Raw genomic sequence first — 15105 nt, forward strand, 5'->3', positions numbered from 1 at the left:
GGCGTTCACCCGGTCGGCGGGGCGGATTCGCCCGGACGGGTGTCGGGACCGAGGTCGGGGCCGGTGCCGGGGGCGGTTCCGAGGTCAGGGTCCGGCGGGGGCGGTGAGCAGAGCGGGCAAGGCGTCAGGCCCCGGGTCCGGACGGCGTCCGGGCCGACCGGTGCGGCCCGCGCCTTGCCGGTGACCAGCGGACAGTCCGGGCGGTGGTAGCGGGTGCCTTCGGGGACGGCCAGCCACCCCTCACCATCCCGTCCGGCCGGATCGGGAAAGCCCGGTGCGGCGTCGGGTCCGGCGTCCGCGCCCGTCCCGGCGCCCAGGTCCGTGCCGGGCCCGGCACCGGAGGGTTCGACGAGCAGCCCGTACAGCCGTTCCACCCGTCGGTCGGTCAGGCCCCCGTGCCCCGGCGGGGTCGGCGACCGCAGCGCGACCACGACGGCGCCGGCCACGATCAGTGCCGCGCCGGGGATGGTGGCCGAGGCCAGATAGGGGACCTGCTCCTCGACGAACCGTTCGCCGGAGACCCCGTACCAACCGAGCACGCACAGCAGGGCCCCCAGCGCGACGAGCACCCAGCCCACCCACTCGCGCGCGCCCCGGAGGACACCGACCCGGAGGGAACCGCGCCGGAGCACACCGCCCCGGAAGGAGGAACCCTCCGGGGCGTTACGGGTGATTTCTCGGTCGGAATGCGATTCGTCCATGGATCCGCCTTCATGGTGTCACGTGAGACGTTTCCAGGATTGGCCTGGAACAGCATCCGGGAGACCGGGGGACCGGCCCGGGCGGCGCAGTCGAGAGGAAACACCATGCACGTGACGCGAAGCGGCGCCCCCACGGGCGGCGGCCCGGCCCTGCGGACGGTGAGCGTCCTGCTCGCCCTGGTGCTGGCGGGCACGGCGGCCGCGTGCAGTAGCAGCAGCAAGTCCGGCTCCTCGGCGACCTCCCCGGCGAGCGCGAGCCCGAGCCCGAGCCCGACCGCCGCCGCGAGCCCGACCGGCACCGCCACCGCGAGCGGCACCGCCCCCGCCGACCAGGCGGCCGCCACGACGGCGATCACCACCAACTGGGAGAAGTTCTTCGACCCCAACACCCCGATCCCCGACAAGGCCGCCCTGCTCCAGGGCGGCGACGAGCTGCTCCCGGCGCTGCAGGGCTTCTCGCAGGACCCGCGGGTCGGCCAGGTGCAGGCGAAGGTCACCGACGTCGCGTTCGCCGACGCCTCCCACGCGACCGTCACCTACTCGCTGTCCCTCCAGGGCACGGTGGTCGAGCCGAACGCCTCCGGCCAGGCCGTCCTGGAGAACGGCACCTGGAAGGTGTCCCGCTCGACCCTGTGCGGTCTGCTGACCCAGGCGGGCGGCGCCAGCGGCACCCCGATCCCCGGATGCAGCTGACCACCCCCGCGCGGTGCCGGGCCGCCGTCGCCTTCGCGCGCCGGCGGCCCGGCCGTGTCGCGGCGGGGGTCCTGGTCCTCCTCCTGCTCCTCGCGGCGCTGCTGGCCGGTTGCGGCACCCGGCTGCCCGGCGACGCCTTCAGCGCCCGCGCCACCCCCACCCCGGGAGCGACCGGCGGCACCGCCGGCACCGGGAACGCCAGCGGCACCGGCGGCACCGGGAGCGCCAACCCCGCCTCCGACACCGGGGTCACCGCCGACGAGATCCGGATCGGCATCGTCACCTCCCTCACCAGCCCGGTCGGCAGCGAAGTGTTCAGCGGCCCCCGGTACGGTGCGCTGGCCTTCTTCCAGGCCCTGAACGACCGCGGCGGCCTGCACGGCCGCACCGTCCGGCCGGTGACCTGCGACGACGGCGGCAGCGGGGCCGGCAACCAGGACTGCGTGCACCGGCTGATCGACCAGGAGCACGTCTTCGCCTTCGTCAGCGGCAGCGTCCTCGACTACGCGGGCGCGCCGTACGTGAGCGGAAAGGCGGTGCCGGACGTCGGCGGCCAGCCGATCGGCACGGCGTACGACCGCTGGCCGCACCTGTACGAGATCTACGGCAGCGCCGCGCCGCGCGACGGTCGCTCGGTCGGCTGGAACGGCACGCTCTACCAGAGCACCGAGGTGTTCCGTTTCTTCAAGCAGCGCCTGGGCGCGAGCAGCGCCGCCGTGGTCGCGTACAACCAGGCCGACTCGGCGCGCTACGCCGGGCAGCTGAAGGCCGGGCTGGAGGCGGAGGGCTACCGGGTGCTGCTGCAGACGGTGGACTTCGCGCTGCCGAACTTCCAGGCGGTGGCCGCGGCCGTGCGCGCCGACGGTTCGCAGCTGCTGTTCGACGCCATGGACACCCGGGGCAACGCGGCACTGTGCCGGGCGCTGGACGAGTCCGGGGTGACGGTCACCGCGAAGGTCACCAACGTGCAGAACTGGTCGGAGTCGGTACGGAAGGACTACCAGTCCTCGCCGAACTGCCGCAACGTGCTCTGGGCGACCTCGTCGAGCCTGAACTACGAGGACGAGCAGTACCCGGCGGTGCACGACTTCCGTACCGCGATGGCCCGCTACTACCCGGACCGGGCCCCGCAGCTGTCCGCCTGGGAGCTGGAGGGCTGGGCGGGCGCGCAGTGGCTGACCGACGCGCTGGACTCCTGCGGTGCCGCGCCGACCCGCTCCTGCGTCGAGGCGTTCATGAACCGCGCCGAGCCGTACGACGCGCACGGCCTGATCCTGCCCGCCTCCTTCGTCCCGCAGCCGCCGCCCGCCAGCCCGTCCCGCGACTGCCTGAACGCCGCCCGCTGGCAGGACTCGGCGCAGGGCGGGCGGGGCGGCTGGGTCACCCAGGTGCCGTCGATGACGACCACCTGCTTCGACGTGCCGCAGCTGCCGTACCGGCCGTAGCCGCTGCTGCCCGGTGCCCGGTTGCCCGGTGCCCGGTGCCCGGCCTCAGTGTCCGGCCGGTGACCTGAGGCCGGCCGCGGGGCGGTCCCCGTGCGGGCCGTCGTCCGGGAGCCGTTCGACCACGACCATGGCCGCGTCGTCGTCCAGCCGGCCGCCGACGTGGGCGAGCAGGTCCCGGCGGAGGCGGTTCAGCAGGACGGTGGGGCGGTCGGCGGCCCAGGCGGTGACGCGCTCGGTGAGCGGGTAGAAGCGCCGCTGGGCGTCCCGGGCCTCGATCACGCCGTCGGTGTAGATCAGCAGCCGGTCGCCGGGGCGGAACGGGAAGGTCTCCACCTCGTACCGCACCGGGGCGAGTTCGCCGAGGCCCAGCGGCGGGGCGGGGCGGTGGGCGGCGAGGGTGGTGATGCCCTCGGGGCGCAGCAGCAGTGGGGGCGGGTGGCCGCAGTCGATCAGGCGGACCGGCGAGCCGTCGTCGGGGATGTCGAGCAGGACGGCGGTGATGAAGGACTCGCCGACCTCCCCGGCCTCCTCCGGGACGTCCCGGGGCGCCGCCCGGGGCAGGGCGTGCCGGTCCTGCCGGTCCTGCCGGGACTGCTCGGCGAGCTGGGCGAGGTCCCAGCTGACGCTGCCGTCCAGGTAGGCGGCCAGGTCGGGCAGTTCGGCGTGCAGGTGGGCGGCGGCGCGGAAGGCGCCGAGCAGCAGGGCCGCGTCGCCGAGCGAGGACAGGCCCTTGCCGCGCACGTCGCCGACCAGCAGCCGGGTGCCGGTGGTGGTGCGGGCGGCCGCGTACAGGTCGCCGCCGACCTGGGCCTCGGCCTCGGCGGCCAGGTAGACGGAGGCCAGGTGCAGCGGCCCGATCCGCTCCGGCAGCGGGCGCAGCAGCACCCGCTGTGCGGCCTCGGACACCGACCGGACCCGGGCCAGTTCGCGCTCGTGCCGCTCGCGCAGCACCCGCAGGCCGACGATCAGCGTGGAGACGGCGACCTGCGCGCTCAGCTGGGTCTCGATGTTGGCGCTGGTCAGGCTGTCGCGGACGGACCCGATGACGGTCAGCGCGGCGAGCGCGATCAGGGCGATCCAGAAGGTGGCCCGGGGGCCGGCGAAGGAGGCGGTGAGGGCGGGGGCGACGATCAGCAGCGGGCCGAGGTGGATGTCCGGCGGGGAGAGGATGTCGATCACGGTGATCAGCAGGATCAGCGCGAGCGTCAGCGCCGTCAGCACCCGGCGGTCCGGCCGCCAGGCGCGGCGGCGGTCGGGGGGATGCGGCGGGTGCGGCGGGTGCGGCGCATCGGGACGCTGCCGGAGGGGCACCTCTCCTCTGTACACCGCGGGGGCGGCGGGGCGCACCCCGGGACGGCCGTCGGGCCCCGTCCGACACCTGGTCGGGCCGTCGGGAGCGCCCGGTCAGCCCTCTTCGCCGTAGCGGGCCAGGTAGGCGGCGAAGCGGGCGATGTCCTCGTCGGACCAGTCGGTGAAGCGGGTGGTGAAGGCCACCCGACGCTGTTCGTTGGCGTCCCGCAGCAGGGTCAGCCCGGCCTCGGTGGCGCGCAGGATCTGGCCGCGCTGGTCGTCCGGGTCGGCCTCGCGGGCCAGCAGGCCGAGCTTCTCCAGGGCGGTGACCTGGCGGCTGACGGTGGACTTGTCGAGCATGAAGTGCGCGGCCACGTCGGCGGCCCGGCAGCCGCCGCGCTCGGTGATCAGGTCGAGGATGCTGTACGTGACCAGGGAGAGGTCGGGGTGCAGCTGGGATGCCTTGTGCCGGGCGCGGCGGGCGAAGGCGGTCAGCTCGCGCTGGATGGTGTCGATGGACGACTGGCGGCCGGGCACGGCGTTCCTATCTCCTCGAGATTTGTTGCACTATACAACGGATCCGCCCGGGGAGGTGCGCTGCTCCGGCGTCGGTCGCCCCCGCGCGGCCTGCCAGGTGCGGGCGGCGGCGATCCGGCGGGTCGCGCTCGGGTGAGTGGCGAACAGTAGCTCAAGCAGCCTCGGCGGGTCGACATCGGAGACGTTCACCAGTGCCAGTCTGCGCTGCATCGCCACGAACTGCTCGGCGTCACCGGTCAGTTCCAGTGCGTGCCGGTCCGCCCGGGCCTCGATCCGGCGGCTCACCGCGCACTGCGCCGGCCCCGACAGCGCGCCCAGCAGCGCCGCGAGAGCCACCAGCAGCGGCAGCGCCCGGGGGTCCGCCGGGCCCGTCGCCCCGGCGGCGTCGAGCAGTGGCTGCCAGCTGCCCAGCAGACCGAGGACGGCCACCGCGGCGGCCGCCCCGACCGCGCCCAGTGCGGTGCCGAGGGCCACGTCCCGGTGCTTGACGTGGCCCAGCTCGTGCGCCACCACCAGCTCGACCTCGCGCGGTTCGGCGGCGGTCAGCAGCGTGTCGTACGCGACGATCCGGCGGGTCGCCCCGAACCCGGAGACGTACGCGTTGAGCGCGGTGGTGCGACGGGAGGCGTCCGCGATCAGCACGTCCCGCACCCGGACGCCGTCCCGCTCGGCCAGCGCCAGCAGCGCGGTGCGCTGCTCGCCCGGCGGCATCGGCGTGAAGCGGTTGAACACCGGCTCGATCAGCAGCGGGTGGAGGAAGGAGAGCGCGATGGTGAGCACCACCGCCGCGCCCGCCGCCGGCAGCCACCAGTGCTGCGGCGACCAGGCGGTCAGCGTGAACAGCCCGAGCGCGAGCGGGAGGAAGAGGACAAGGGCGAGCGCGAGGCCGCGCAGCCCGTCCAGCGCCCAGCCGGACCAGCCCTGGGACACCAGCCCGTACCGGGCGCGGACCGCCCGCACCCCGGCGCCGAACGGCAGTTGCAGCACCTGGCCGAGGACCACCAGGGCCGCCGCGCCGGCCAGGACGGTGGCTGTCCGAGAGCCGCCGAACCACCCGCCGGTGGCGGTGACCAGGGCGGCGCCGGCCGGGGTGAGGCCGAGCAGCAGGGTCAGCGCCAGGCCCGCCAGCCGGCCGCCGAGCGCCCACGGCAGCTGGGCGCGGCGCAGCGCGCGGCCCCGGGCGCGCTCGGCGGGGGTGAAGCCGGAACCGGAACCGGAACCGGAACCGGAGCTGTGGCCGGAGGCGCGGGCGGAGTCGGCGGTCGGGGACGCGTCGGGGCCCGGGACGGGCCGGCGGTCGGGGGTGGTGTCCATGGGCGGGGCGGCTCTTCCGGTCGTCCGGTCTTCCGGTCGGGTGTCGCGGTTCAGCATGGCCTACCCGGCGGGGTGGCGCGCACTCCACCGTCGGGCGCGGGGCCGGCGGGGCCCCGCAGGGTGCCGGCCGGGTGCCGGTCACTCCTCGGTGGGGCCGGTGGCGTCGTGGACGCCCGCGCGCAGCAGCTGGTGACCGAGGTCGACCAGGGCGCGGCCGACCGCGAACTCGTCGCCGACCTGCGGGGCCGGGGCGTCGCGGGGGTTGCGCCGGGAACGGGCGTCGCTGTGCAGGACGTTGCCGTCGGCGTCCAGGACGGCGTGCACCCGGGTGGTGTCCCGGTCCTCGACCACGTGCAGGGTGAGCTGCCAGTCCTTGGTCTGGACGGTGTGCCCGCCGGCCCCGGCGGACCGGTCGTCCTCCGCCGTCGTCGTCCCCGCGGCGGGCTGCGGCGCCGGGGTGGCCGTCCCGTCGGAGCGGACGATCACCACCGGGCAGCTGCCGTGCACCGCGCAGCGGGCGCTGACCGAGCCGAGCAGCGTCCGGGCGAAGGTGCCCCGGCCGCGGCTGCCCAGCACCAGCAGGTCGGCGTCCTCGGCCGCCTCCAGCAGCACCTCGGCGGCGTGGCCGAGCACCAGGCTCTCCCGGACCTCCACCGGGCGCTCCGGGCCGAGGATCTCGTTGATCTCGGCGCTCAGCGTGCGGCGGGCGGTCCGCTCGAAACCGTCGTCCACCATCGGCGCGAACCAGCCGTACAGCGACGGGTACTCCCAGGCGGCCACCGCGTGCACCGTCGCCCCGGTCAAGACGGCCTGCCCGACCGCCCAGCGCAGGGCGGCCTTCGACGGTGCGGAACCGTCGATGCCGACCACGATCCGCCGCTCCCGGGCGGGGAACGGGGGGTTGCGCAGGAGGCTGCCGACCGGACTGCCGGTGGGGCCGCCGATCGCGCCGCCGCCCGCGCCGCCGCCCGCGGTGCTGCCCACGGTGCCGCCCGTGCCGCTGCTTTCGGCGTCGCCCACGGTGCCGCCCGTGCCGGTGCCTGCGTTGCTGGCCATCACGTCGCACCTCCGGAGCCTCGGCGCGGGGCCGGTTCCACTGCTTCCCCGTACCACCACGCTGCGCGCCCTCCCGGCCACCGCGCCAGGGACACGGTGGCCGGGACGGCCGGGATGATTGGGACGGGTGGGCCAGAAACGGTGCCGCCGGTGCCCTTTTGTGGCCGGAATGTTGCGGGTGCGGACTGAAGCGGTGGTGATCCGGTGGCGTAGGCTGACCGCTCTCGCATCGTCCTCGGGGGGAACCACTCATGCGCCGTGCCGCGGCCGCCGTCGCGCTGCTCGTCGGGCTGACCGCCCTCACGGCCTGCGGCCCGGACGACCCCGACCCGGCACCGGCCGGCGCGGCCCCCGCCCCGGCGACCACGGCCCCGACCCCGGGTGTCCCGTCCTCCGGCGCGGCCCCGAGCAAGAGCGCCGCGCCCCGGCCCGACGGCACCATCACCGTCGCCTTCGCCGGGGACGTCCACTTCGAGGGCCGCGCCGAGGCCCGGCTGGCCGTCCAGCCGCCCGAGCCCGCGCTCGGCCCGATGTCCCGCAGCCTCGCCGACGCCGACCTGTCCGTCCTCAACCTGGAGACGTCGATCACCGGGCGCGGCACCCCCGAGCCCAAGCTGTACACCTTCCGCACCTCGCCCAAGGCGCTCTCGGCGCTCAAGGAGTCGGGCGTCGACGTCGTCTCGATGGCCAACAACCACGCCGTGGACTTCGGCGCCGACGGCCTCACCGACACCCTCGCCGCCAAGGACTCCTCGCCGATCCCGGTCGTCGGCGTCGGCCGCAACGCCAAGGAGGCGTACGCCCCGTACGTCATCACCGTGCGCGGGGTGAAGGTCGCCGTGGTCGCCGCCAGCCAGGTCGAGGACCTCACCAACCAGAAGTGGCGGGCCGGCGCGAACAAGCCGGGCATCGCCTCCGCGCTGGACGTCCCGGCCCTGGTCAAGGCGGTGGAGGCGGCGAAGCAGCAGGCCCGGGTCGTGCTCGTCTACCTGCACTGGGGTGACGAGGGCAAGGCCTGCCCGACCGCTCCGCAGACCACCATCGCCAAGAAGCTCGCCACCGCCGGTGCCACCGCCGTGGTCGGCACCCACGCGCACACCATGGTCGGCTCGGGCATGCTCGGCAACACCTACGTCGGGTACGGCTTCGGCAACTTCCTCTGGTACGGCACCTCCAACTACCCGAACTCCAACGAGACCGGCGTCACCACCCTCACCCTCACCGCCGACGGCAAGGTGACCGGCGAGGCCTTCGACCCGGCCACCATCGACGACAAGGGCGTCCCGGAGCCGGTCACCGGCGCGGCCGCCGAGGCCGCCCTCAAGCGCCGCGACGGCCTGCGGGGCTGCGCCGGACTCTCCCCGGCACCGAAGGCCACCCCGGCTCCCAGCGCGTCGCGATAAGGCACCCGTACCATCACCTCGTGTCCGGACACGAAGAACTGACGACCCGTCGGCTCTCGCTCAAGCGGCCGGTCAAGGGTGACATCGACGCCGTCCTCGCCATCCACGGTGACCCGGCCGCCTGTGCCCACAACCCTTCCGACGCCCTCGCCACCCGAGCCGAGGCCGAGGAGCGGTACGGGCACTGGGACGCGCTGTGGCGGCGCCGCGGCTACGGCTACTGGACGGTCCGCGAGCACGACGCCCCCGCCGTGCTGGGGTTCTGCGGAGTCAAGCCGATGACCTTGGCGGGCCTGCCGGTCCTCAACCTCGTCTACCGCCTCGCCCCCGCCTCCTGGGGCCGCGGCCTGGCGGGCGAGGCCGCCACCGCCGTGGCGGCCTGGGCCCGGGCCGCCGAGCCCGGCCTGTCACTGATCGCCCGGATCCGCCCGGCCAACCTGGCCTCGCAGCGGGTGGCCCTGCGCGCCGGCTTGCGGCGTGCCGAGCACCTGGACGAGGGCGGGTGCGACGGCTTGGACTGGATCCACCACCGTCCGGCCGAGCGGTAGTCCCGGCGTCGGCGGTGGGTGGGTGAACCCGGCCCGGGTGAGCGCGACTCGAGCGGGGAGCCCGGCGCGGGGGTGGTCGCGGGCGTGGGTGGGGAGGCCGGCGAGGCGGGGCGTCCCCGCCCTTCCGCGTGTGACGGTGGGTCGACGGGTCGACGGGTCGACGGGTCGACGGGTCGACGGGTCGGCGTTCGAATTGACGGTCGCACAAGCTCTCGGCGTAGGCGAACAGCTGTGTTAGGTTAGGCTTGCCTAATATTGCTGGTCGGAGGGGATGTCCCGTGCAGGAGCAGTCCGAATTCGCCGGTACCGTCGCGATGGTCACCGGAGCCGGGCAGGGCATCGGCGCGGCCGTGGTCCGGGCGCTGGTGGCCGAGGGAGCCGTCGTCGCGGCGGTGGACCGCAACGCCGGTTCGCTCGACGCACTGGTGTCGGAGCTTCCGGCCGTCAGACCGTACGTCCTGGACGTGTCCGACGCCCAAGCCGTCGATGACGTGGTCGAGTCGATGGAGAACCGGCTCGGCCCGATCGCCACGCTCGTCAACGTCGCGGGCATCCTGCGCACCGCGCCGGTCGTCGAACTCACCGACGCCGACTGGGCCGACACCTTCGCCGTCAACACCACCGGCGTCTTCCACACCAGTCGCGCCGTCGGGCGGCGGATGGCGGGGCGGGGGCGCGGGGCGGTCGTGACCGTCGGCTCCAACGCCGCCGGGGTGCCGCGGGCCGGGATGGCCGCCTACGCGGCGTCCAAGGCGGCGGCCACCATGTTCACCCGCTGCCTGGGGCTGGAACTCGCCCGGTCCGGGGTGCGGTGCAACGTCGTGTCGCCCGGATCGACCGACACCGAGATGCAGCGCGCGCTGTGGGGCGAGGACGCCGCAGCCGCCGAACGACGAGTGATCGACGGTGATCCGGGAGCCTGGCGGGTCGGCATCCCGCTCGGGCGGATCGCCGCGCCCGCCGACATCGCGGAGGCCGTGGTGTTCCTGGCCTCCGACCGGGCTCGGCACATCACCATGCACGACCTGTACGTCGACGGCGGCGCGACCCTGCGCGCCTGAGCCGCGACCGCGCCTGGTGCCGCTCCTGGGCCTGCTCCTGGGTCCGTGCCCGTGCCCGGGCCGCCCCCGCCCCCGTTCCCGGCTGCGTGGAACGGCTGCCTCCCCGTGTACTCGCCGGCTCCCGAGGATCCATCGGCCCCCGTACGGTCCCGATCTCCTCGCTGCTCTGAAGCACCGAAGTCCCAAGCCCCACAGCCACGTAGCCCCGAAGCCCCGTAGACCCGTAGACCCGTCCCAGACTGGAGAATCCACCGTGACCACGGTGCCCCACGCCCCGGCGGCCCCCCTCGCCGACGGCCCCGACCATGCCGTGATCGGCGCGGCCAGCGGACTGCTCGGCCAGTACCGGGCCGCCTTCGACGAGGCCTTCTTCGCCTCGCCGACCCGCACCCTGCTCACCTCCGGCGTGCGCGCCCGGGTGCCGCAGGACGGGCGGCCGCTGCCCGTGCGGGTCGCCGAGACGCTGGCCGAAGCAGGCCGCGCCGGGGGTGAACGGCCGCTGGTGGTCGGCGCGGTGGCGTTCGACCGGGACGGCCGGGCCGAACTCGCCGTGCCCGAGCGGGTCCGCACCGCCGGGGCGCTGCGGGACGACCCGCTGATCGCGCTCCCCGCGCCGCCGGCCGAGCCGGTCGACTGGCGGATCCGCCCGGTGCCTGCCCCGGAGGCGTACGGCGCGGGTGTCGCGGCGGCCGTCGAACGGCTGCGTGGCGGGGAGTTGAGCAAGGTGGTGCTGGCCCGGACGCTGGAGCTGAGCGCCGCCGAGCCGCTCGACCTGCCGGCCATCCTGCAGCGACTGGCCCGCCGCGACCCGGGCGGCTACACCTTCGCCGTTCCCGCCGGCGGCGGCCGGACGCTGATCGGCGCCAGCCCCGAACTCCTGGTCTCCCGGCGGGGAACGGCCGTGCTGGCCAACCCGCTGGCCGGTTCGGTGCCGCGCAGCGAGGACCTCGGCGAGGACGTCCGGCGCGCCGCCGCGCTGCTGGAGTCGCCCAAGGACCTGCACGAGCACGCCGTGGTCGTGGACGCCATCCGCGAGGCGTTGGCGCCGTACTGCCACACCCTGGAGGTGCCCGAGCGGCCCACCCTGGTCCGGACGGCCGCGATGTGGCACCTGGCCACCACGATCAGCGGCGAACTGGCCGACCCGGCGGTCTCCGCCCTGGAGCTGGCCTACGCGATGCACCCGACCCCGGCCGTCTGCGGCACCCCGACGGACGTCGCGCGCCGGGTGATCGGCGAGGTCGAGCCGTTCGACCGCGGCCTGTACACCGGGATGGTCGGCTGGAGCGACGACGCCGGCGACGGCGAGTGGGTGGTCACCATCCGGTGCGCCGAGGCCGACGAGCGGGCGCTGCGGGTGTACGCCGGTGCGGGGGTGGTCGACCGCTCCCGTCCGGAAGCCGAACTCGCCGAGACCAGCGCCAAGTTCCGGACCTTCCTGGACGCCGTGGGGGTGTCCCGGTGACGCCGCCGGACGGGTTCACCCCGTACCCCGCCGAGTTCGCCGAGCGCTACCGGGCCGCCGGGTACTGGCGCGGCGAGACCTTCGGGCGGATGCTGCGCGAGCGCGCCGCCGCGCACGGCGAGCGGACCGCCGTCGTCGACCCGGGCGGCCACTCGGCGGCCGCCACGGAGCGGCGCTGGACGTACGCCGAACTCGACCGCCGGGCCGACCGGATGGCCGCCGGGCTGCTCGCCCGGGGGATCCGGGCCGGTGACCGCGTCGTGGTCCAACTGCCCAACGCCGCCGAGTTCTTCGAGGTGGTCTTCGCGCTGTTCCGGATCGGCGTGCTGCCGGTCTTCGCGCTGCCCGCGCACCGGTACACCGAGATCGGGTACTTCTGCTCCTTCACGGGCGCGGTGGCGTACGTCGTCCCGGCCGTCGAAGGCGGCTTCGACTACCGCGAACTCGCCTCCCGGGTACGGGCGGAGAACCCGGCGCTGCGGCTGGTGCTGGTGGCCGGTGAGGACCCGGGGGAGCACGTCCGGCTCGCGGACGTGCCCTGCGACGTGGCCTGTGACGTGACCAACAGCCTGACCAGCGACGCGCCCGGCGGCGGGACCGGCGGCGGGACCGGACCGCTGCCGCGTGAACCCGAGCCGGGCGACGTGGCGTTCCTGCAGCTCTCCGGCGGCAGTACCGGAGTGCCGAAGCTGATCCCGCGCACCCACGACGACTACATCTACTCGCTGCGCGGCTCGGTCGAGCTGTGCGCGCAGGATGCCGACAGCGTGTACCTCTGCGTGCTGCCGGTCGCCCACAACTTCCCGCTCAGCTCGCCCGGTTCGCTCGGCACGCTGTACGCCGGTGGCCGGGTGGTGCTCTGCCCGCAGCCCAACCCGGAGAAGGCCTTCCCGCTGATCGAGCGCGAGGGCGTGACCATCACCGGACTGGTCCCGCCGCTGGCGCTGCTCTGGCTGGACGCCGCCGAGCGCGGCGCCCGGGGGTTCGAGAGCCTGGAGGTGCTGCTGGTCGGCGGTGCCAAGTTCAGCGCGGAGGCCGCCCGCAGGGTCCGGCCGGTGCTGGGCTGCACGCTCCAGCAGGTGTTCGGGATGGCCGAGGGGCTGGTCAACTACACCCGGCTGGACGACCCGGAGGAGCTGATCACCACCACCCAGGGCCGCCCGATCTCCCCGGACGACGAGGTCCGGGTGGTCGACGACCAGGACCGGGACCTGCCCGACGGCGCCACCGGCCACCTGCTGACGCGCGGCCCGTACACCATCCGGGGCTACTGGAACGCGCCCGAGCACAATGCGAACTCCTTCACGGCGGACGGCTTCTACCGCACCGGCGACCTGGTTCGGCGGACCCCGACCGGCCACCTGGTGGTCGAGGGGCGGGCCAAGGACCAGATCAACCGGGGCGGTGAGAAGGTCGCCGCCGAGGAGATCGAGAACCACCTGCTCGCGCACCCGGCCGTGCACGACGCGGCGGTGGTGGCGATGCCCGACCCGTACCTCGGCGAGCGCACCTGCGCGTACGTGGTGCTCCGCGCCGAGCACCGCGAACAGCCTCCGAAGGGGGTCGAGTTGAAGCGCTTCGTGCGGCAGCGCGGGCTGGCCGACTACAAGGTGCCCGACCGGGTCGAGTTCGTCGAGGCCTTCCCGGCCACCGGCATCGGGAAGGTCAGCAAGAAGGACCTGCGCGCGGCCATCGCCGCCTCCCTGACGGCCGGTTGAGTCCGGTCCCCGTCCTCCCCATGCCTGTTCCCGCCCCGGTTCCCGCCCCTGCCTCCGTCTCCGCCCCGGCCTCTGCCGCCGTCTAGTTGCTAAGGAACGACCATCGTGGGCCTGCCCCGCATTCCCTCCTATCCGATGCCCGCCGCCGCCGAGCTGCCCGCCAACCGGGTCGCCTGGACGGTCGACCCGGCACGGGCCGTTCTGCTGGTGCACGACCTGCAGAACCACTTCCTGGACGCGTACGACGCCGAAGCCGAGCCCGTGCCCGAACTCCTCGCCAACGTCGCGTGGTTGGCCAAGGCGGCGGGCGCCGCCGGTGTCCCGGTCGTCTACTCGGCCCAGCTGGGCGGGCAGAGCCCGGCCGAGCGCGGACTGCAGCAGGACTTCTGGGGGCCGGGCATCCCGGACGACCCGCGGGCCACCGCGATCGCCGCCGCCGTCGCGCCGGCGCCGGGTGACACCGTGCTGACCAAGTGGAAGTACAGCGCCTTCGTGCGCACCGAGCTGGAGCGGATGCTGCGCGAGCGGGGCCGGGACCAGCTGGTGATCGCCGGCGTGTACGCGCACATCGGCGTGCAGGCCACCGCCTGCGACGCCTGGATGCGGGACATCCGGGCCTTCGTGGTGGCGGACGCGGTCGCCGACTTCGGCCCGGCGGAGCACCGCGCCGCGCTGGCCTGGGTGGCCGGGCGCTGCGGGGTGGTCACCACGACGGAGGCCGTGCTCGACGCGCTCGACGGCGCGGGCGGGGCGGACGGCGTGAGCGGTGCGAACGGTACGGGCAAGACGGACGGTACGGGCAAGACGGGCGAGGTGGACGGGACGTGACGGGCGTGGGCTTCACGGTGGAGCGGATCCGGGCCGAGGTCGCCGACCTGCTCGGCGAGGACCCGGCGGACATCCCGCTCGACGAGAACCTGGTCGACTGGGGGCTGGACTCCATCCGGCTGATGACGCTCGCCGAGCGCTGGCGGGCGGAGGGCGCCGAGGTGGCGTTCGTCCGGCTCGCGGAGCGTCCGGCGGTCGAGGCCTGGGCCGAGCTGTTGGGCGCGGTCTGATGGAGGCGGTCGTACGGGAGGCCGCCCGCGGGGCGCTGCCGCGGGACGCCCGGGAGCTGTTCCGGGAGGAGGCGCTGGCCGCGGCGCCGCCGCTGCCCCGCCGCACGGTGACGTACCCGGCGACCACCCTGGTGGGGCCGGTCGAGGCGCAGGCCGCCCGGACGCCGGACGCGCCGGCGCTGGTGCTCGCGGGCGGGCGCGCCGTCACCTACGGGGAACTGAACGCCTCGGCCAACCGGTTGGCGCGCGCCCTGGCCGCCCGGGGAGCCCGCCCGGGCGCGGTGGTCGGCCTGGCAGGGCCGCCGCACCGCCCGGCCGAGCTGCTGACGGCGTTGCTGGCGGTGGTGAAGTCGGGTGCGGCGTACCTGCCGCTGGACCCGGCGGACGCGCCCGGGCGGCGGGATCGCGTGCTCGCGGAGAACGCGCCGGTGTGCGTGCTGGGGGAGGGGGTGCCGGGGGCGCTCGCCGGGCTGGAGGCGGTCGGCGAGCTGCCCACCGACCCGCCGCGGGCGCTCACCCCGCAGCACCTGCTCTGCGTCGGGTACGGCCCGGGCGGGCGTCCGACGGCCGTCCGGGTCACCCATGCCGAGGCGGACCGGCGGGTCCGCGAGCTCCAGGCGGAGCATCCGCTCGGGCCGGGCGACCGGGTCCTGCAGCTGGGGCTCCCGCTCTGGGAGTTCCTCTGGCCGCTGCGGACGGGCGCCGCCGTGGTGCTCGCCGATCCGCGGCGGGAGGGGGAGGTCGGGGCGCTGGTCCGGGAGCTGGGGGTGACGGCGGTGCGGGTGGCGCCGACGGCTCTGCTGGCGGGCGGGTGAC

15 protein-coding genes are annotated in these 15105 nt (G+C 75.3%); 10 read left to right on the top strand and 5 right to left on the bottom strand.

Annotation, left to right across the window (positions count from 1 at the left end):
- Positions 1-5: 5 nt before the first annotated feature.
- Positions 6-701: a hypothetical protein gene (locus AB0Q99_RS05160; protein WP_363568629.1), complete on the bottom strand. Its 696-nt coding sequence runs from the start codon at positions 699-701 to the stop codon at positions 6-8.
- 105 nt (positions 702-806) lie between these two features.
- Here AB0Q99_RS05160 and AB0Q99_RS05165 point away from each other — a divergent pair, with 105 nt between their 5' ends.
- Positions 807-1394 (top strand): hypothetical protein, encoded by a 588-nt coding sequence (locus AB0Q99_RS05165; RefSeq protein ID WP_363568630.1) that lies wholly within the window; start codon positions 807-809, stop codon positions 1392-1394.
- A complete protein-coding gene (locus tag AB0Q99_RS05170; RefSeq protein ID WP_363568632.1) occupies positions 1385-2839 on the top strand; it encodes an ABC transporter substrate-binding protein in 1455 nt (484 codons plus the stop codon). Before AB0Q99_RS05165 ends, AB0Q99_RS05170 begins: the two co-directional genes overlap by 10 nt.
- 45 nt (positions 2840-2884) lie before the next feature.
- Here the strand turns inward: AB0Q99_RS05170 and AB0Q99_RS05175 are convergent, their stop codons facing one another.
- The 4 genes from AB0Q99_RS05175 to AB0Q99_RS05190 all read right to left on the bottom strand — a co-directional run bounded on the left by AB0Q99_RS05175 (position 2885) and on the right by AB0Q99_RS05190 (position 7036).
- Positions 2885-4060 (bottom strand): PP2C family protein-serine/threonine phosphatase, encoded by a 1176-nt coding sequence (locus AB0Q99_RS05175; protein ID WP_363569254.1) that lies wholly within the window; start codon positions 4058-4060, stop codon positions 2885-2887.
- A gap of 183 nt (positions 4061-4243) precedes the next feature.
- Positions 4244-4666: a MarR family transcriptional regulator gene (locus tag AB0Q99_RS05180; RefSeq protein WP_363568634.1), complete on the bottom strand. Its 423-nt coding sequence runs from the start codon at positions 4664-4666 to the stop codon at positions 4244-4246.
- Between the two features lie 30 nt (positions 4667-4696).
- A complete protein-coding gene (locus AB0Q99_RS05185) occupies positions 4697-5980 on the bottom strand; it encodes a M48 family metallopeptidase (RefSeq protein ID WP_363568635.1) in 1284 nt (427 codons plus the stop codon).
- 138 nt (positions 5981-6118) lie between these two features.
- Complete coding sequence (locus AB0Q99_RS05190; protein WP_363568637.1) at positions 6119-7036, bottom strand: universal stress protein; 918 nt, start codon at positions 7034-7036, stop codon at positions 6119-6121.
- Positions 7037-7287: 251 nt separating this feature from the next.
- On the opposite strand from AB0Q99_RS05190, the gene AB0Q99_RS05195 reads away from it, so the two are divergent.
- The 8 genes from AB0Q99_RS05195 (at position 7288) to AB0Q99_RS05230 (ending at position 15104) form a co-directional block, all read left to right on the top strand.
- Positions 7288-8439, top strand: coding sequence for a CapA family protein (locus tag AB0Q99_RS05195; RefSeq protein ID WP_363568639.1), 1152 nt, complete (start codon positions 7288-7290; stop codon positions 8437-8439).
- A gap of 20 nt (positions 8440-8459) precedes the next feature.
- Positions 8460-8987, top strand: a complete 528-nt coding sequence (locus tag AB0Q99_RS05200; protein WP_363568641.1) for a GNAT family N-acetyltransferase — start codon at positions 8460-8462, stop codon at positions 8985-8987.
- A gap of 278 nt (positions 8988-9265) precedes the next feature.
- A complete protein-coding gene (locus tag AB0Q99_RS05205) occupies positions 9266-10048 on the top strand; it encodes a 2,3-dihydro-2,3-dihydroxybenzoate dehydrogenase (RefSeq protein ID WP_363568643.1) in 783 nt (260 codons plus the stop codon).
- A gap of 262 nt (positions 10049-10310) precedes the next feature.
- The gene (gene dhbC, locus AB0Q99_RS05210; protein ID WP_363569255.1) at positions 10311-11513 is read left to right on the top strand and encodes an isochorismate synthase DhbC; all 1203 of its coding nucleotides are present in this window, start codon (positions 10311-10313) and stop codon (positions 11511-11513) included.
- On the top strand, positions 11510-13231 hold the full coding sequence (locus AB0Q99_RS05215; protein WP_363568645.1) for a (2,3-dihydroxybenzoyl)adenylate synthase: 1722 nt from the start codon (positions 11510-11512) through the stop codon (positions 13229-13231). Before dhbC ends, AB0Q99_RS05215 begins: the two co-directional genes overlap by 4 nt.
- A gap of 105 nt (positions 13232-13336) precedes the next feature.
- Positions 13337-14059, top strand: a complete 723-nt coding sequence (locus AB0Q99_RS05220; RefSeq protein WP_363568647.1) for an isochorismatase family protein — start codon at positions 13337-13339, stop codon at positions 14057-14059.
- Between the two features lie 5 nt (positions 14060-14064).
- Positions 14065-14289 carry a phosphopantetheine-binding protein gene (locus tag AB0Q99_RS05225; RefSeq protein ID WP_350630456.1) on the top strand — a complete coding sequence of 75 codons (225 nt, stop codon included), beginning with the start codon at positions 14065-14067 and terminating at the stop codon, positions 14287-14289.
- Positions 14289-15104, top strand: a complete 816-nt coding sequence (locus AB0Q99_RS05230) for an AMP-binding protein (protein WP_363568649.1) — start codon at positions 14289-14291, stop codon at positions 15102-15104. Before AB0Q99_RS05225 ends, AB0Q99_RS05230 begins: the two co-directional genes overlap by 1 nt.
- Position 15105: the final 1 nt, after the last annotated feature.

It is taken from the genome of Kitasatospora sp. NPDC086791 (assembly GCF_040685975.1).
In the GTDB taxonomy this organism is placed as follows: domain Bacteria; phylum Actinomycetota; class Actinomycetes; order Streptomycetales; family Streptomycetaceae; genus Kitasatospora.